The organism is Uruburuella suis (assembly GCF_022870845.1).
Lineage (GTDB): Bacteria > Pseudomonadota > Gammaproteobacteria > Burkholderiales > Neisseriaceae > Neisseria > Neisseria suis.
Genome location: NZ_CP091507.1, coordinates 2,021,861 through 2,038,678 on the forward strand (window position 1 = coordinate 2,021,861; position 16,818 = coordinate 2,038,678).

At 52.3% G+C, this 16,818-nt stretch carries 14 protein-coding genes and 1 CRISPR repeat array; of the genes, 4 read left to right on the forward strand and 10 right to left on the reverse strand.

What is annotated here, in order from left to right:
* Positions 1–40 precede the first annotated feature (40 nt).
* From LVJ78_RS09150 to coaBC, 4 genes are all read left to right on the forward strand, one after another.
* Positions 41–304 (forward strand): DUF4212 domain-containing protein, encoded by a 264-nt coding sequence (locus LVJ78_RS09150; protein ID WP_132951955.1) that lies wholly within the window; start codon positions 41–43, stop codon positions 302–304.
* A 4-nt stretch (positions 305–308) separates the two neighbouring features.
* On the forward strand, positions 309–2,078 hold the full coding sequence (locus tag LVJ78_RS09155; protein ID WP_132951954.1) for a sodium:solute symporter family protein: 1,770 nt from the start codon (positions 309–311) through the stop codon (positions 2,076–2,078).
* A 71-nt stretch (positions 2,079–2,149) separates the two neighbouring features.
* A complete protein-coding gene (locus LVJ78_RS09160) occupies positions 2,150–2,665 on the forward strand; it encodes a hypothetical protein (protein WP_132951952.1) in 516 nt (171 codons plus the stop codon).
* A gap of 398 nt (positions 2,666–3,063) precedes the next feature.
* Positions 3,064–4,260, forward strand: a complete 1,197-nt coding sequence (coaBC, locus tag LVJ78_RS09165) for a bifunctional phosphopantothenoylcysteine decarboxylase/phosphopantothenate--cysteine ligase CoaBC (protein WP_132951950.1) — start codon at positions 3,064–3,066, stop codon at positions 4,258–4,260.
* 162 nt (positions 4,261–4,422) lie between these two features.
* A CRISPR array of direct repeats spans positions 4,423–5,512; the repeat unit is 32 nt; unit sequence GTTTCAACTCACAGCCGCCCGAAGGCGGCTGG.
* Between the two features lie 210 nt (positions 5,513–5,722).
* Here the strand turns inward: coaBC and cas2 are convergent.
* The 10 genes from cas2 to aspS all read right to left on the reverse strand — a co-directional run bounded on the left by cas2 (position 5,723) and on the right by aspS (position 16,801).
* A complete protein-coding gene (gene cas2, locus LVJ78_RS09170; protein ID WP_132951948.1) occupies positions 5,723–6,016 on the reverse strand; it encodes a CRISPR-associated endonuclease Cas2 in 294 nt (97 codons plus the stop codon).
* Between the two features lie 20 nt (positions 6,017–6,036).
* Entirely contained in the window at positions 6,037–6,210 is a 174-nt protein-coding gene (locus tag LVJ78_RS09175; protein WP_165870877.1) for a hypothetical protein, read from the reverse strand.
* 50 nt (positions 6,211–6,260) lie between these two features.
* Positions 6,261–7,154: a toll/interleukin-1 receptor domain-containing protein gene (locus tag LVJ78_RS09180; protein WP_132951946.1), complete on the reverse strand. Its 894-nt coding sequence runs from the start codon at positions 7,152–7,154 to the stop codon at positions 6,261–6,263.
* Positions 7,155–7,760: 606 nt separating this feature from the next.
* Positions 7,761–8,504, reverse strand: coding sequence for a pseudouridine synthase (locus tag LVJ78_RS09185; RefSeq protein WP_132951944.1), 744 nt, complete (start codon positions 8,502–8,504; stop codon positions 7,761–7,763).
* Between the two features lie 169 nt (positions 8,505–8,673).
* Positions 8,674–9,819, reverse strand: a complete 1,146-nt coding sequence (locus LVJ78_RS09190; RefSeq protein ID WP_132951942.1) for a THUMP domain-containing class I SAM-dependent RNA methyltransferase — start codon at positions 9,817–9,819, stop codon at positions 8,674–8,676.
* 323 nt (positions 9,820–10,142) lie between these two features.
* On the reverse strand, positions 10,143–11,417 hold the full coding sequence (locus LVJ78_RS09195) for an MFS transporter (protein WP_132951940.1): 1,275 nt from the start codon (positions 11,415–11,417) through the stop codon (positions 10,143–10,145).
* 93 nt (positions 11,418–11,510) lie between these two features.
* Positions 11,511–12,983 carry a xylulokinase gene (gene xylB / locus LVJ78_RS09200; protein ID WP_132951938.1) on the reverse strand — a complete coding sequence of 491 codons (1,473 nt, stop codon included), beginning with the start codon at positions 12,981–12,983 and terminating at the stop codon, positions 11,511–11,513.
* A 10-nt stretch (positions 12,984–12,993) separates the two neighbouring features.
* Positions 12,994–14,364 carry a D-arabinitol 4-dehydrogenase gene (gene dalD / locus LVJ78_RS09205; RefSeq protein WP_132951936.1) on the reverse strand — a complete coding sequence of 457 codons (1,371 nt, stop codon included), beginning with the start codon at positions 14,362–14,364 and terminating at the stop codon, positions 12,994–12,996.
* A gap of 486 nt (positions 14,365–14,850) precedes the next feature.
* Entirely contained in the window at positions 14,851–14,988 is a 138-nt protein-coding gene (locus LVJ78_RS09210) for a hypothetical protein (protein ID WP_165870878.1), read from the reverse strand.
* A gap of 4 nt (positions 14,989–14,992) precedes the next feature.
* Positions 14,993–16,801, reverse strand: coding sequence for an aspartate--tRNA ligase (gene aspS / locus LVJ78_RS09215; RefSeq protein ID WP_132952235.1), 1,809 nt, complete (start codon positions 16,799–16,801; stop codon positions 14,993–14,995).
* Positions 16,802–16,818: the final 17 nt, after the last annotated feature.

Genomic DNA, 16,818 nt, shown 5'->3' on the forward strand with positions numbered 1-16,818 from the left:
ATTTCTAATTATAAAATTGTCATCGACAAAGGAGGAAGTCATGTCTGTCAACAAACATGATTCAACCAGCTACTGGAAGGCAAACGTGCGCATTATCACCATTTGTTTGGTGGTGTGGGCATTATGCTCTTACGGTTTCGGCATCGTCTTACGGCCGCTCTTGGCCGGCATCCATATCGGGGGCACCGATTTGGGCTTCTGGTTTGCTCAACAAGGCTCGATTCTCACCTTCATCGCGATTATTTTCTTCTACTCTTGGAGAATGAATAAGCTCGACGAAGAATTCGGCGTACACGAGGAGTAATACCATGAGTCAATTTGTGATTAACTTGATATTCGTGGGCGCTTCTTTTGCGCTCTATTTCGGCATCGCCATTTGGGCGCGCGCCGGTTCAACCAAAGAATTTTATGTGGCCGGCGGCGGGGTGCACCCGGTGCTCAACGGCATGGCCACCGCAGCCGACTGGATGAGCGCAGCATCTTTCATCTCAATGGCCGGCCTGCTCGCCATGGGCGGCTACGGTGCCTCGGCCTATCTGATGGGCTGGACCGGCGGCTATGTATTGCTGGCGCTGCTTTTAGCACCTTATTTGCGCAAATTCGGCAAATTCACCGTGCCCGACTTTATCGGCGACCGCTTCTACAGCCGCACCGCCCGCTTGGTGGCTGTGGCCTGTTTGATTATCGCTTCCACCACTTACGTGATCGGCCAAATGACCGGTGCCGGCGTGGCTTTCTCGCGTTTCCTTGAAGTAAGCAGCACCACCGGCCTGATTATTGCATCGATTGTGGTGCTTTTTTACGCGGTGTTGGGCGGCATGAAAGGCATCACCTACACCCAAGTGGCTCAATATGTGGTGTTGATTATTGCCTACACCATTCCGGCCGTGTTTATTTCGCTCAACCTCACCGGCAACCCGATTCCGCCTTTGGGTCTTTTCAGCAACGAAACCGCCTCAGGCATGCCGCTGCTGCAAAAGCTTGATTTATTGGTAACCGATCTGGGCTTCACTGCCTACACGGCCGATATTCCCAACAAGCTCAATATGTTCTTGTTTACCCTCTCGCTGATGATCGGCACCGCCGGCCTGCCGCACGTGATTATCCGCTTTTTCACCGTGCCTAAAGTATCCGATGCCCGCTCGTCTGCCGGCTGGGCACTGGTGTTTATCGCGCTGCTTTACACCACCGCACCGGCTGTCGGCTCAATGGCCCGCATCAATCTTATCGACACCATCTATCCGCAAGGCGCCGCTGCTGCACCGATTGAATTCGAAGCGCGCCCCGAGTGGATGAAATCATGGGAAACCACCGGCCTTTTGAAGTTTGACGACAAAAACAGCGACGGCAGAATCCAGTATTACAACGACAAATCCGCAGGCTTTGAAGCCACCGCTGCCGAACGCGGCTGGAAAGGCAACGAGCTGACTGTAAACAACGATATCTTGGTATTGGCCAACCCTGAAATCGCCAACCTGCCCTCTTGGGTGATCGGCCTGATTGCCGCCGGCGGCTTGGCTGCTGCGCTCTCTACCGCCGCAGGCTTGCTGCTCGCCATTTCATCCGCCATTTCGCACGATTTGATTAAGAAAACACTCAAACCCGATATCAGCGAAAAAGGCGAATTGATGGCTGCGCGCATCTCGATGACCGTTGCCATTGTGATCGCCACTTGGTTGGGCATCAACCCGCCGGGCTTTGCCGCACAAGTGGTGGCGCTGGCCTTCGGTATTGCCGCTGCCTCAATTTTCCCGGCTTTGATGATGGGTATTTTCTCTAAACGCATCAACAGCGCAGGCGCCACCGCAGGCATGTTGGCAGGTTTGATTTCCACTTGCGTGTATATCTTCCTGTATTTGGGCTGGTTCTTCATCCCGGGCACCAACACTTTTGAAAACGTAGAAGCCAACTGGCTGTTCGGCATCTCTCCGTTGTCGTTCGGTGCAGTGGGTGCTATCATCAACTTCGTTGTCGCGTTCGTGGTGTCCAGCTTGGGCAAAGCGCCGCCGCAAGAAGTGCAAGATCTGGTGGAAAGTGTGCGTTATCCGCGCGGTGCCGGCGGAGCAGTCGACCACTAAGCATTAACTTAACCAATCGGTTTGGGCTTCCGCATCAGGAAGCCCAAATCATTTAACACAAAGGAGCGCCCATGATTTGGGAATTCGTTGCCACCCTATCCGCCGGCATCGGTGCCGCCGGCATCATGATGATGATCCGCCTGTTTATTAAAAAGCTGCCCAAATGGCTGGTGCCGGCAGCGGCCGGCCTAGGCATGATAGGCTTTCAGGTTTATAGCGAATACACTTGGTTTAGCCACACCCGCTCATTGCTGCCCGAGAGCGCCGTGGTGGTGGCCGAAGTGCCGGAAAACGCGTTTTACAAGCCTTGGTCGTATATTAAACCGCAAGTATTGAAATTCGTGGCCATCGACACCGCCAAAACCGCCCCCGTCGGCGAAAGCGGCCAAGTATTGCAAACCAATCTTTATTTTTTCGAGCGCCGCATGAGCGCACAAACCTGGCCGATATTGATTAACTGCCAAACCCGTTTACAAGCCAATGCCCCCCAACAAAATACTGGCGAACCCCTATCCGTTGATGCCGATGCTTGGAGCAAAACCGACTACAGCGAAAAAATCGCTTTAGCCATTTGTCCGAAGCCCTAACGCACATGCGGCAGCATTGCCGGCAAACACAAACAAAGTTTTATCACTTTAAGCCAAGTCTGCTATATTAGGTCGTCTGAAACCTTTCAGACGGCCTAATACCAATCCAAAAAAATAATCTAACTTCGTTGTCTCGCCTTGCCGTACTATCTGTACTGTCTGCGGCTCGCCGCCTTGTTAGCTTACTTTTTTGAATTGGTATAATCATTGATATTTAAAATTCATCTATAGTTGAATGCAAGAAAAAGTGATACAAAACTACGCACCACAACGAGGTAGGTTGGGTTGTCAAACCCAACGTTTCAGACGGCCTGTGGACTTGTTGGGTTTTCAACCCAACCTACCCGTTGCGCCACTTTTTTCTTACATTTCACTATATATTTCAACAATATAATCTTATGACCACTAAAAAACACATTCTGCTCGGCATCAGCGGCGGCATTGCCGCCTATAAATCCTGCGAACTCGTGCGCTTATTGAAAAAACAAGGCCATGAAGTGAGCGTGGCCATGAGCCGCGCCGCCACCGAATTCGTGTCGCCGCTCACCTTTCAGGCTTTAAGCGGCCACCCCGTGTTGGCCGACACCCATAGCGGCGAATCCGGCGGCAACGGCATGGCACACATCAACCTCACCCGCACCGCCGACGTGTTTGTGATCGCCCCCGCCAGCGCCAACACCTTGGCCAAAATCGCCGGCGGCATCGCCGACAACTTGCTCACCAATTTGGCTGCCGCACGCAAATGCCCGTTGGCCGCAGCACCGGCAATGAATGTAGAAATGTGGTTCAACCCCGCCAACCAACGTAACATCGCCCGATTGCAGGCCGACGGCATCAGCATATTCCCGCCCGCCAGCGGTGAGCAAGCCTGCGGCGAAACAGGTGTAGGGCGCATGCCCGAAGCCGCCGAGCTGGCCGATCTCATTCCCGATTTATGGACACCCAAAATCCTAGCCGGAAAAAAAGTGCTCATCACCACCGGCGCCACCTTTGAAGCCATCGATCCCGTGCGCGGCATCACCAATATTTCCAGCGGCCAAATGGGCACCGCCCTCGCCCGCGCCTGCCGCGCCGCCGGTGCCGAAGTCACATTGATTTACGGCCAAATCCAAACCGCTCTGCCGCCGGGCATGGCCGAAAACGTGCATGCCCTGAGCGCACAAGCCATGCACGAAGCCGTGCACCACCGCATTCATACGCAAGACATCTTCATCAGCGTAGCCGCCATCGCCGACTACAAAGTGCGCAACAGCAGCACACAAAAGCTCAAAAAAAGCGCTGACAGCACCCCACCCGTGATTGAGTTGGCCGAAAACCCCGACATTCTCGCCTCAGTCGCCGCCCTGCCCGATGCCCCTTTTTGCATCGGCTTTGCCGCCGAGAGCCACAACGTGCTCGAACACGCCCGCGCCAAACGCCTGAAAAAAAGCATCCCCATGCTGGTGGCCAACGAAGTCTCAATCGCCATGGGCAGCAGCCGTAATCAAGTGACCATTATCGATGCATACGGCGACACCCCCCTACCCGAAATGAGCAAACACGACACCGCCGCCGCCATCGTGCAGCACTTGAGCACACTACTGCATCAAGCATAACAATCAACCCAAGCGGCCAACCAAAGCAAACATCGTCAAATACATCAGACCATTTCCCAGCCACTTGCAGGCGGCTGTGGCTATGAAGATGTATAAGGTGTAACTCACAGCCATGCGAAGGCGGCTAGTTGTACAGCCATTGCTTCGCGCATTCATCAGACGGTTTCAACTCACAGCCGCCCGAAGGCGGCTGGAAATGCCAATGTCGTTTTTAAGAATTCATCAGCTGTTTCAACTCACAGCCGCCCGAAGGCGGCTGGCAGCCTTGTCTGTTGCACGCGCTGATTGTTCTGACGTTTCAACTCACAGCCGCCCGAAGGCGGCTGGCCACGCTCGAACAGGAGTCTGTTCGCACAACTCTAGTTTCAACTCACAGCCGCCCGAAGGCGGCTGGCAATGTGGTCTATTTTTCGGGTGAGATGTCTGAAGTTTCAACTCACAGCCGCCCGAAGGCGGCTGGCACCATCATACAGACAAACAACTACAATATTAAAGTTTCAACTCACAGCCGCCCGAAGGCGGCTGGGAATGAGTCATAATACAATGGAAACATCTTAAACGTTTCAACTCACAGCCGCCCGAAGGCGGCTGGCCAACTGAAAACCGAAGCAATTGCTCAATCAACAGTTTCAACTCACAGCCGCCCGAAGGCGGCTGGGTTGATCTGTATCAAATTGAACCAGTCTATAAAGTTTCAACTCACAGCCGCCCGAAGGCGGCTGGTTGATGGTCGCAGCAGCAGAATCACCTTCCGCTAAGTTTCAACTCACAGCCGCCCGAAGGCGGCTGGACCTCGTATGAGAACTATGATGTGCACTACAGTCTGTTTCAACTCACAGCCGCCCGAAGGCGGCTGGTGTTTAGTACAGGAGGGTTCAAAGGCGGTATGACAGTTTCAACTCACAGCCGCCCGAAGGCGGCTGGAAGAACTGACACGAGAAGTACAGGTAGGGTTTGAGTTTCAACTCACAGCCGCCCGAAGGCGGCTGGCTGGGGATTGAGGGCAAGCTAGGTACGTTTTCAGTTTCAACTCACAGCCGCCCGAAGGCGGCTGGATGGGGGTATTGAAAGGGTTAAGAAAGTTGTTGTTTCAACTCACAGCCGCCCGAAGGCGGCTGGGCAATACTTCGACACCCTCTTTGTCTTGGAAAATGTTTCAACTCACAGCCGCCCGAAGGCGGCTGGTTGCAGCAGCAGGCGGAAGAAATGACGCTAGACCCGTTTCAACTCACAGCCGCCCGAAGGCGGCTGGTGCCGCCGCTGAAACCCTTGGCCCGCAAGGCTTGCATCGCCCTGTTTCGCTAAGGTTTCACCGAAGACACATGGCCTTACTATATCACAGCCAAGTAAGGCCGGTTTTTTCCAAATTGTTAAAGAAATCAAGCCGCGCTGATCTGCGGGCTTTTTGATGAGCACTACAGGTTAGCGCTCGTGCAATCCGTTCAGATAATTCGCCACAAGTTCAGATAATCAGGGTGTCTTTAAAAATATCCACTGCGGCTTTGGCGCCGTGGTGTTCTACTTTGCGCCGCCATTTGCTGCCGAGGTGGTAAAAGCGCAGGCTGTCGGTTTCGGGTTGATAGGTGGCCAGCAGTTTGGCTTTCAGCTGCACCCATTGGTCGGGCGCGAGGTCGCATTCGAATACGGAATATTGCACCCGCACGCCGTAGTCGAGGCAGTGTTTGGCGATGCGGCGCAGGCGGGTTTGGCCTTCGGGGTCGGCTAGGGAGATGTCGTAGGTAATCAGCATCAGCATTTCAGGTAGCCTTTAGCGCATCAGAAACGGTGGGTATTCGGCCAGATCGCCGCGCAGGTGCCGCGCAGGTGCCGCGCCAGCAGCATGGCTTGGATATGGGGCAGCAGGCCGATTTCCACTTCTTCCTGCAAATAGGGGTGGACGATTTTTTCCTGTTTCTTGGCTTGCAGGGTTTGAAACAGCAGCTTATGCATTTTATTTTCTTTGTTGTTTCATTTTAGCAAGTCATGCTGGCATCCAAATCCTATTTAATTACATTTGATTTAAATCGAACATCTCCCACTTCCAATGGCAATGCTTTCAATATTTCATTCAATGCAATCAAATCATTAGCAGGCTTTTTCCAGACATAAGGCTTCAGCATAGCCGGTACAATTCCCTTTTCTCCATTTTCATTAGCGAACACCAAAGTAATAATTGAAAAATTTTCTTCTTGGCGTTTTTTTGCAATTGCATAATCAATCTCACTGGCCAAATATTTTTCATCAGTATAATCAGGAGTAATGAAAAATATTGCTGCGCAAGAATCTGACATTCCTTGCTGTAAAGCTCTTTCTAAATTCACGCCCGCAGACATATCTTCCTCATCTAACCAAGGCGAAAAACCTAATAATTCCAAAGTGCTTTTAAAATGCCGAACTCTATTTTTATTAATACTTTTATGGCTAAGAAAAATTTTCATCGGCTGCATACTCATTTCTACCTTATGTTGTAAAAAATTTAATTTCAAATCACGCTCTAAATCAATAACCCAGTTTTCAAAACCATTACTGCTGTCAAACAAGAAAACTGCATCCCGCCTTTTAAGATTCATCAGCTTAAATACTTCCTTTCTGATTAATTCAGGATTATTTTTATCCTTTCCCGTTAAAGGTAAATTGAGTTCATCAATACCCATAGTTTGCACAAAAACTGTTGGCCCTTGATCAATCAATATCACCACATAAAAATCACCAAAACGGCCAATTTTATAATGTGTTCCTGAAACCACAGGCCAATAATTCAGCATATTTGGAAATTGGAATTTGATGTAAATTTTATATGCTTCAAAAGCGATATCCTTTACGTTTTTATTACCCGTTTCTTGCTCTACCGGAGCATTTTCATAAGCTTGATTTGCGATATCTTGGAAATTCATATTCCATTAACCCTTATTAAAATTTTCAACATGTCATCATAAAGCGACAGATGGCACCTGCCATCCATTTATTTCCCCAAACACCCCCATATACCCCATTCCTTCCAAAAAACTAAGGGCGGCGAAGCAAATCAGCACCAATTTGAGAGATAAGTCTTAATTCACTCTCAATAAATAGTTCCATAAATCTATATTATAATTTAAATTAATTAATTCGCAAAATAAATAAACCACGCGTAAAATAATCACCTCGTTCTGCTATCTAGCTGGAACGTGAGTTGAAACCATGATTCTATTTTATATGACAACAACAAACGCCCCTTACCAGGGGCGTTTTTAATTAACATGAGTTCAGGATAAGCACTGATGTTGTATCAATTCAAAAAAGTAAGCTAACAAGACGGCGAGCCGCAGACAGTACAGATAGTACGGCAAGACGAGATAACGAAGTTAGGTTATTTTTTTGGATTGGTATTAGAAATCGCCGCATTGATTCCACTTCAATGTTGAAAGGTTATTTTTTAAATGAGTATCACATAACAAAGGCCGTCTGAATCTTTCAGACGGCCTCTTCCATTAAAACATCATCATTAAAAGCGTTAGTTATCAAAAGCGCTCGTTTGCGCCCAAATAGCGCCATTGCCCGGGCGGCAGGCGGCCGAGTTTGACTTTGCCCATGCGGATGCGTTTGAGGCCGGTTACGCGCAAGCCCACCAGCTCACACATGCGGCGGATTTGGCGCTTTTTGCCTTGTTGCAACACAAAGCGCAATTGGTCTTCGTTTTGCCATTCCACTTTGGCCGGGCGCAGCGCTTCGCCATCGAGGCTGAGGCCATGGTTGAGCAGACGCAGGCCTGCTTCGGAAAGCGTGCCTTTTACGCGCACGAGGTATTCTTTTTCGATGCCGCTGCCCTCGCCGATCAGCTGCTTGGCAATGCGGCCGTCTTGCGTGAGCACCAATAAGCCGACAGAATCGATATCGAGCCGGCCGGCGGGCGCGAGGCCGAATTTGTGTTGCTCGGTAAAGGTGATGCGGCTCTCGTCGCCCGGCCAATGGTTTTGCGGTGTGATTAATTCGGCGGCGGATTGATAGCCTTTTTCGGCTTGTGCGCTCACATAGCCCACGGGCTTGTTGAGCAAAATCGTTACCCGCTGCGCTTGGCGCTCGTGCGCCTGTTTGTTTAGATCGATGCGGTCTGCCGTGCTTACTTTTTGGCCGAGCACGGCCACTTCGCCGTTGACCTTTACCCAGCCCTGCTCGATATAGCTGTCGGCCTCGCGGCGGGAGCACAAGCCCAGCTCGGCCATGCGCTTGGAGAGGCGCACTGTGTCTTGAGGATTATTTTGCATGGCTGCCTTTCAACGATGCCGCGGTCTGTTTGAGTGGCTGCGGCCTGAATCATAAAGCGTGATTATAACAGAGCAAATCTGCGGGGTATGTTTTCCGGCGTGCAGGGTAACGCAAAAACCGCAGGCCGTCTGAAAGGTTTCAGACGGCCTATTTGTTCACAAAACCATATTATCCGCGGTTGGAACCTTTAACCATATCGATCAGAAACAGGCGGCAATCGAGGTTGCCGTTGTAAAGCGGGATTTTGCGCTTGGGTTGCAGGCGCATGAGCTTGGGCATGTCGCGGTCGGCGGTGAGCATGCCGGCCAGCCAGCCGGCGTAATGCTGCTTGAGCCAGCTGCCCAATTGCGGATAAAGCGCCTGCAAAGCCTGCACTTCGGCCAGGCGCACGCCGTAGGGCGGGTTGGAAATCATGATGCCGCCCTCGCCGTTGGGGCGCGTGGCTTGTACATCTTGCACCTGCCAGCGGATTAAATCGTTCACCTCGGCCGCTTCGGCATTGGCCATGGCGGCGCGTATGATGTGGCGGTCGTTATCGCTGCCGGCTATCGGCGCGGCGGTTTGAAACACGATTTTGGTTTCGGCTTCGCGGCGGATTTTATCCCACAGCGCTTTATCGAAACCTTTGAGCTTTTCAAAGCCGAAGCGGCGCATCAGGCCGGGCGCGCGCTGTGTGGCAATCCAAGCCGCTTCGATGGCGATGGTGCCGCTGCCGCAGAATGGGTCTTGAAACGGCTGGCTGCCGTCGTAGCCGGCCAAAAGCAGCAGGCCGGCGGCGAGGTTTTCGCGCAGCGGCGCTTCGCCCGTGTCTTGACGGTAGCCGCGTTTGAATAAGGCTTCGCCGCTGGTGTCGATAAAAATCTGCACGGTTTTGTCGTTTAAAAACGCGTGCACGCGCACATCGGGCTGGAATTTGCCCACGCTCGGGCGCGCGTTGCAGACTTCGCGAAAAGCATCGCACAAGGCATCTTTGATTTTCAGCCCCACAAAATCGAGGCTTTTCACCTGCGCCCGCTTGCCTTCCACTTTCACCTTAAAGGTTTGCTCGAGCGCAAACCAGTTGCCCCATTTGATGTTGCGGGCGAGCTTATAGATGTCGTCTTCATCGCGGTAGCTGCCTTTGGTGAGCTGAAGCAACACGCGGCTGGCGGTGCGCGCATGCAAATTGGCGCGATACACTTGCTCCAAGCCGCCTTTGCAGGCCACACCGCCGTCGGTCGGCTCGATCTGAGCGCAGCCTTGCGCCTGCAATTCCGCCGCCAACACGTTTTCCAAGCCGCGCGGGCAGGTGATAAAAAGAGAGTAAACAGTCATGGCTTGCCTTTCGGGGTCGTGCCCAATCTAAAAAATAAAATAACAAGCCGGTGCATCAGGTTATTTTTATAGATTGGACATAAGCCACGTTCAGGCCGTCTGAACGCGGTTCAATGCAAAGAGGCGGATTATAACGGATAAACCGATTAAACAATTGAAGAAGCTGAAAATATATTCCGCCCACTGTTTCCATGCCCAGCCGCTTTGCCGTTTGGTTTGCGACACCCAGTTTGTCTTATTGCACTCATTTGTTTTGCAAACAACAAACAGGCCGTCTGAAACCTTTCAGACGGCCTGTGGCCGGCCATGCTGCTTGCCGCTCGTCAACCGACCTGTTGCGCGTCCTCCGCCGGTGCATCAAAGCCCGGCTGCTTCACTTTCAAAAGATAAGTGAGCACAAAAGCAAACAGGTAAAGCGCGGCATAAGCATACACCACACCGATAAAGCTATAGTAAGGCAGCAAAATGGTGGCAATGGTGGGCGCGAGGAAATTAGACATGCCGGCAGACAAATTATAAATCGAAATCGCCGCGCCTTTATGGTTTGGTTCCAGCGTGGTAAACACCGCCGTCATCGGCACAAAGGCCGCCACAAATATGCCCAGCAAAATCGCCGGAATCCAAGCCATGTAGAAATTGTGGCCGAAATGCTGCGGCAGATAATAAAAGCACAGCGTCGACACCGCCATACCGATGCAGCCAAACCAGCGCACCACTTTCATCCAGCCCAGCTTCTCGCCGACTATGCCCCACAACACATTGGAAAACAGCGTGGTGGCGAAAAACACACCCCAGATTTGCAGCCATTCGGGCGTGGAAAAGCCCAGCTCATCCACAAACATCATCGGCATAATCACCGCAAAGCCAAACAGCGACAAGGTATTGATAATGCGGATCATGCTGGCATAAAGCACATTGCGGTTGCTCACCAAAAGCGTCACCGCTCGGCTCAACTCGGTGAATTTTTCCCTCGTGGAAAGATTGTGCATATGTGAAGAAGCATTCACCTTGCGCAACATGGTCACCGCCACCATGCCGCCGGCAAAGCAAAACACCAGCGCCAGCCACAGCGTGCCGCGCTCGCCGATCACTGGAATGGTGAAGCTCGGAATATAGCTGCCGGCCACACCGATGCCGATTGAATAAGTGGTCCAAAACCAGCCCATTGCCGGGCTGATTTGCGAGCTGTGCACATTTTGCACAATCATCACGATAAATGAATAGAGAAACAGCGGATAAGCGAAGCCGCGTATGCCGTAAAACAATAAAATCAGCGGATAATTGGCATCACCCAAGCCAAACACCAAAAAGAGTATGTGAAACACACACCACAGCACAAAGCCGATAATCATCGCCTTGCGCGGCGTGATGATTTCGGCAAACACGCCCGACACCCAAGCCGATAGCGCCGCGGCCAAACCGTAAACGGAAAAAGCCAGCGAAGATTGCGATTGCGTGAAGCCCAAGCTGGTAATGTGATGGGAAAGAAACGCCAGCTCAAAGCCGTCGCCGGTCATAAACAGCGCAATGGCGATATAGCCCCATACCAGATTCAGGGGCAGACCCAGCCATTGCTTGGTCACTGCGGAAGTGTTCATAAAATACCTCTCTCGCTTGAAACAGAAGCGGGGCCGTCTGAAAAAAGACTGCACCCGTGCCGGCAAGCCGCTACGGCAGCCTGCCGCAGCTGATTAAAAAGATGATTTTTCCCTGGATGCCGAATCGTTTTGATACAACGAACGAAATATTTGATAGCGCCTTTGCAAATCTGCCAATCGCTGCGGCTGCGGCCGGTAAACCTTGTCGACCTCAGGCTTGGTGCACACTTCGGCTTCGGTTTTGCCATCGGCCAAAGCCGCCAGCCGTGCCGCGCCGAGCGCGCCGCCGGTGGCGCCGCCTTGATGGGTGAAAATGTGCAGCTGCAAAATATCGGCCAGCAATTGCGCCCAAAAAGGGCTGCGGGCGCCGCCACCGAGCAAAGAGCATTGGCTGATGCCCGTGCCGCTCTCTTTCAACACCCGCACACCGTCGGCTAAGCCGAAGCCCACGCCTTCGAGCACCGCATAGCCCATTACCGCGCGGTCGGCATTGTGGCGGATGCCGTAAAACATACCGACGGCAGCCGGATCATTGTGCGGCGTGCGCTCGCCCGAAAGATAAGGCAGAAAAACAGGCGCTTGCGCTTTGGCTTCATCGCTCAACGCTTCGATTTCTTGCAGCAATTCGGCCTCTTTCACCCCCACCAGCCTGCAATACCAGCTCAAGCAAGCCGCGGCGGAAAGCATCACGCTCATTTGATGCCAGCGCTCGGGCAAAGCATGGCAAAAGCAATGCACGGCCGATTCGGGTGCCGGGCGGTAAGCTTCGTTTACCACAAACACCACGCCCGATGTGCCCAATGAAATAAACGCATCGCCCGGCTGCACCGCACCCACGCCCACGGCGCTGGCGGCATTGTCGCCCCCGCCGCCGGCCACAATCACGCTTGCACTCAAGCCCCATTGCCGTGCAATTTCGGGCAGCAGCGTGCCGCTGTTGGCGCTGCCTTCCACCAAAGCAGGCATATGGCTTCGGCTTAAGCCGCATTTTGCAAGGATTTCATCCGACCAGTTGCGCTTGGCCACATCCAGCCATAAAGTGCCGGCGGCATCCGACACATCGGATATTTTTTTGCCGGTCATCAGCAGGCGGATATAGTCTTTTGGCAGCAACACCGTGGCGGTTTGGGCAAATATTTCCGGCTCGTGCTTTTTCACCCACAAAAGTTTGGGCGCGGTAAAGCCGGGCATGGCCAGATTGCCGGTAATGGCATGCAGATTAGGCGCGGCCGCTTCCAACTCGGCGCATTCTTGAGCGCTGCGGGTGTCGTTCCACAAAATCACCGGCCGCAGAAGTTTGTCGGCAGCATCCAACAGCACCGCACCGTGCATCTGGCCGGATAAACCGATGGCACTCACCGCTTGCCAACGCGCGCCGGCTTGCGCACGCAGATGGGCGATTAAATCATTGGTTACTTGCCACCATTCGGCGGCCGATTGCTCCGACCATTGGGGATAAGGGCGCTGAATCGTCAAGGGCATGCCGTGGCTGAGCACGATTCGGCCGTGCTCATCCATCAGCAGCGCCTTGATTTCAGAAGTGCCGAAATCAAGACCTAAATACATGGCCTGCTCCTTAAGCGATAAAAGTGCGGGCTTGGGCTACTTTTTCACGCAGCAGCGCTTCAAAGTCGGCATTGCCGGCCAATTCGCCAAACAAGGCTTTATCTTGGGCAAACACCTGCACCGGATCGGCAGATTGATACATGGCATGCACCGCCGCTTCATCAATAATGCCGTCTTGATAGGCAAAGGGCAGCTTGCCCTGATGCCATTGCTCCATAAACACGAAAAACAGCGCCGGCAGCAAAGCCGTGGCCTCGGGGCGTACGCCGCTGCGGTAGCGCTCAATCAGCGTCGGCTGGATTTGGGCGGGAATTTTCGAGAAACCGTCCGCCGCCACGCGTTGATTGGTGTCTTTGATATGCGGGTTGGTAAAGCGCTCCAACACCACATCACGATAGGCCGGCAAATCGATGCCGTTGTCGCCCAGGCTCGGAATCACATCTTGGGTAACATAATCATAAGCCACTTGGCGCACGCGCTCGTTCAGCGTGCTGTTGTGGATAAACGATTCGCCCTGCAACGTGCCCGCCCACGCAATCACGGCATGCGGCACATTGAGCACGCGGATTTTCGCCTCTTCATACGGAATCACCGAATCCACCAGTTCCACGCCCACTTCTTCCAGCGCCGGGCGCACATTGTCTTTGAAATTATCTTCAACCACCCATTGGATAAAGGTTTCGCCCATCACCGGCGCTTTATCCGCGATGCCGGTTTTTTCCTGAATGCGCGCGGGCAAATCCTCGGCCGGGCGCGGCACAATGCGGTCGACCATGGTGTTGGGCGTGGTGGCGTTGTCTTTCAGCCAAGCAATCACATCTTGCTGGCCGGTGAGCGTGAGAAATTCCACCAAACCATCGTGGAAACGCTCGCCATTGTGGCGCACATTGTCGCAGCAAAGCAAAGTCACTTTGCCATCGGCCAGCTGCATACGCTTTTTCAGAATTTTGGCAATAATGCCGTAGATGGTTTCATGGCCGCCCTGCAAATCGGCTTGCAGGCTGGGGTTGCTTTGGTCCAAGCGGTATGCACTGTCGAGATAATAGCCTGCTTCGGTCACGGTAAAGGCAATCACTTTAGTGGCTTCAGCCGCGCCCTCTTCAATCAGCGGTGCCAAATCGGCCTGCCACGGCAGCAATTTTTTAATCGACTTAATCACCTCATAAGCGCGCTCATCATGCGGGCTGATGGTTTCCAGCACATATTCGCCGTTTTGCGCCTGCAGCGCCTGCACCGTGTGTTCGCTGTCGTTGCGGATATTGCCTGCCGCAATCGCCCAGCTGTCGTTGCCGGCTTTAATCAATTCGTTGAGATACCACGCTTGATGCGCGCGATGGAAAGAACCCAGGCCGATATGCAACCATGTGTATTGTTGGCTCATAGAAAAACCCTCCTAAACATTTATTGTTTGTAAAAAGCGGATGAAATTTGATCTATTTCTTGTAGTTATATGAAATTAATTTGTGTATTTTACATAAATGCACCAGCAAAATCACAAGTAATTAAACTAGATTTAATTTATTGATAAAAGTAATATTGCTACAATTATTTTAAATAAAAATCAATGCTTTAAATGAAACAACTCGATTTTCATCAACATCTTATCTAGTCACCCTCATCTATTCCAACGCTTTCGATCATTTTTACTCTCTAGTATTCAACCCGTTTTAATTACATACAGTTACAAATAAATAGATTTACAGAAATATTTATTTTAAAACTGTATGATTATTTTAAAATCAGACATAAATCCGACCATTTCGCACGCCTTCCTCATTAATGAAACACCATCGAATATTAATAAAATTAATAACAAAAGGCCGTCTGAACGGTTCAGACGGCCTTTTCACAATCATCCGTTTTTCATTTATTTCACGCAACAACAGGCAAAGCGCTTGTTGCTGCCGGCGTAATCCCGCAGCATTTTTTGATGGATTTCATGATAAAAAAGGCCGTCTGAAACACTATTGTGTTTCAGACGGCCTTTGTCTTTATGGCAGCTCAAGGCATCAAACTTCTTTGCTCTCTGCCGCTTTTTGGCGCAAACGCAAACCCAATTCGCGCAATTGTTTATCGTCCACATGATTGGGCGCATCCACCAGCAAGTCTTGCGCGCGCTGGGTTTTCGGGAAGGCAATCACATCGCGGATGGATTCGGCACCGGCCATCAATGTTACCAAGCGATCAAGGCCGAAGGCCAAGCCGCCGTGCGGAGGCGCGCCGAATTTGAGGTTGTCGAGCAAGAAGCCGAATTTGTTTTGCTGTTCTTCCGGGCTGATTTTCAGCGCCGCAAACACTTTTTCCTGAATGTCGGCGCGGTGGATACGGATGGAGCCGCCGCCGATTTCCCAGCCGTTGAGCACCATATCGTAGGCGCGGGCGAGGCAGTTTTCGGGGTCGCTGTCCATCAAGTCTTCATGGCCGGGTTTGGGCGAGGTAAACGGATGGTGCATGGCAGCATAGCGGTCGTTTTCTTCGTCGTATTCAAACATCGGGAAATCGACTACCCACAGCGGCCGCCATTCGTTGGTGAAGTAGCCGCCTTCTGCACCGTGCTCATGGCCGATTTTGATGCGCAAGGCACCAATGGCTTCGTTCACCACTTTGGCTTTATCCGCGCCAAAAAAGATGATGTCGCCGTTTTGGGCGCCGGTTTGCTCGATAATGGCTTTCAGGGCGTTTTCCGACAAGAATTTCACAATCGGGCTTTGCAGGCCGCTGTCTTCGCCGTTGGAAAGGTTGGTCACATCGTTCACTTTAATGTAGGCCAAGCCTTTGGCGCCGTAAATGCCGACAAATTTGGTGTATTCGTCGATGTCTTTGCGACTCAATTTCGCACCGCCGGGCACGCGCAAGGCCACCACACGGCCGCCTTTCATGTCGGCTGCGCCGCGGAACACTTTGAATTCTTCCGTTTTCATCAATTCGGTAAGCTCGGTGAATTTCAAGTCGACGCGCAAATCGGGTTTGTCGGAGCCGTAGTAAAACATGGCTTCGCTAAAGGGCATGCGCGGGAAGTCGCCCAACTCTACATTCAGCGCGTCTTTAAATACTTGCTTGGCCATGCCCTCGGTGATGTTCATGATTTCGTCTTCGCCGAGGAATGAGGTTTCCAAGTCGATTTGGGTGAATTCGGGTTGGCGGTCGGCACGCAAATCTTCATCGCGGAAGCATTTGGTGATTTGGTAGTAGCGGTCGAAACCGGCCACCATCAGCAATTGTTTGAACAATTGCGGCGATTGCGGCAGCGCAAAAAATTCGCCCGGGTGCACGCGGCTGGGCACGAGGTAATCGCGTGCGCCTTCAGGGGTGGAGCGGGTGAGCATGGGGGTTTCGATGTCGATAAAGCCTTGCGCATCCAAGTAGCGGCGCACGCCCATGGCCACTTTATAGCGCAATTTCAGATTATTCTGCATCACCGGGCGGCGCAGGTCGATTACGCGGTTTTGCAGGCGCACGTTTTCGCTCAGGTTTTCATCGTCGATTTGGAAAGGCGGCGTGGCCGCAGCATTTAAAATGTCGATTTCTTTGGCCAAAATCTCGATTTTGCCGGACACCATTTTATCGTTGGTGGTGCCTTCGGGGCGGTTGCGCACGCGGCCGGTGATGCTGAGCACGAATTCATTGCGTGATGAATCGGCGGTGGCAAAAGCTTCGGGGGTGTCGGGGTCGATCACCACCTGCACAATGCCTTCGCGGTCGCGCAAGTCGATAAAAATCACACCGCCGTGGTCGCGCCGGCGGTGCACCCAGCCTTTAACGGTAACGGTTTGGTCGAGGTATTGCTCGTTAATCAAGCCACAATAGTTGGTACGCATAATCATCCCTTTGGGTG

What these genes read in the sequence shown, in the direction of transcription:
- cas2 (WP_132951948.1), bottom strand. Translation starts at nt 6,016, where the DNA reads ATGCTGATGCTGATTACCTACGACATCTCCCTAGCCGACCCCGAAGGC.
- LVJ78_RS09160 (WP_132951952.1), top strand. Translation starts at nt 2,150, where the DNA reads ATGATTTGGGAATTCGTTGCCACCCTATCCGCCGGCATCGGTGCCGCC.
- aspS (WP_132952235.1), bottom strand. Translation starts at nt 16,801, where the DNA reads ATGCGTACCAACTATTGTGGCTTGATTAACGAGCAATACCTCGACCAA.
- dalD (WP_132951936.1), bottom strand. Translation starts at nt 14,364, where the DNA reads ATGAGCCAACAATACACATGGTTGCATATCGGCCTGGGTTCTTTCCAT.
- LVJ78_RS09155 (WP_132951954.1), top strand. Translation starts at nt 309, where the DNA reads ATGAGTCAATTTGTGATTAACTTGATATTCGTGGGCGCTTCTTTTGCG.
- xylB (WP_132951938.1), bottom strand. Translation starts at nt 12,983, where the DNA reads ATGTATTTAGGTCTTGATTTCGGCACTTCTGAAATCAAGGCGCTGCTG.
- LVJ78_RS09185 (WP_132951944.1), bottom strand. Translation starts at nt 8,504, where the DNA reads ATGCAAAATAATCCTCAAGACACAGTGCGCCTCTCCAAGCGCATGGCC.
- coaBC (WP_132951950.1), top strand. Translation starts at nt 3,064, where the DNA reads ATGACCACTAAAAAACACATTCTGCTCGGCATCAGCGGCGGCATTGCC.
- LVJ78_RS09195 (WP_132951940.1), bottom strand. Translation starts at nt 11,417, where the DNA reads ATGAACACTTCCGCAGTGACCAAGCAATGGCTGGGTCTGCCCCTGAAT.
- LVJ78_RS09190 (WP_132951942.1), bottom strand. Translation starts at nt 9,819, where the DNA reads ATGACTGTTTACTCTCTTTTTATCACCTGCCCGCGCGGCTTGGAAAAC.
- LVJ78_RS09150 (WP_132951955.1), top strand. Translation starts at nt 41, where the DNA reads ATGTCTGTCAACAAACATGATTCAACCAGCTACTGGAAGGCAAACGTG.
- LVJ78_RS09175 (WP_165870877.1), bottom strand. Translation starts at nt 6,210, where the DNA reads ATGCATAAGCTGCTGTTTCAAACCCTGCAAGCCAAGAAACAGGAAAAA.
- LVJ78_RS09180 (WP_132951946.1), bottom strand. Translation starts at nt 7,154, where the DNA reads ATGAATTTCCAAGATATCGCAAATCAAGCTTATGAAAATGCTCCGGTA.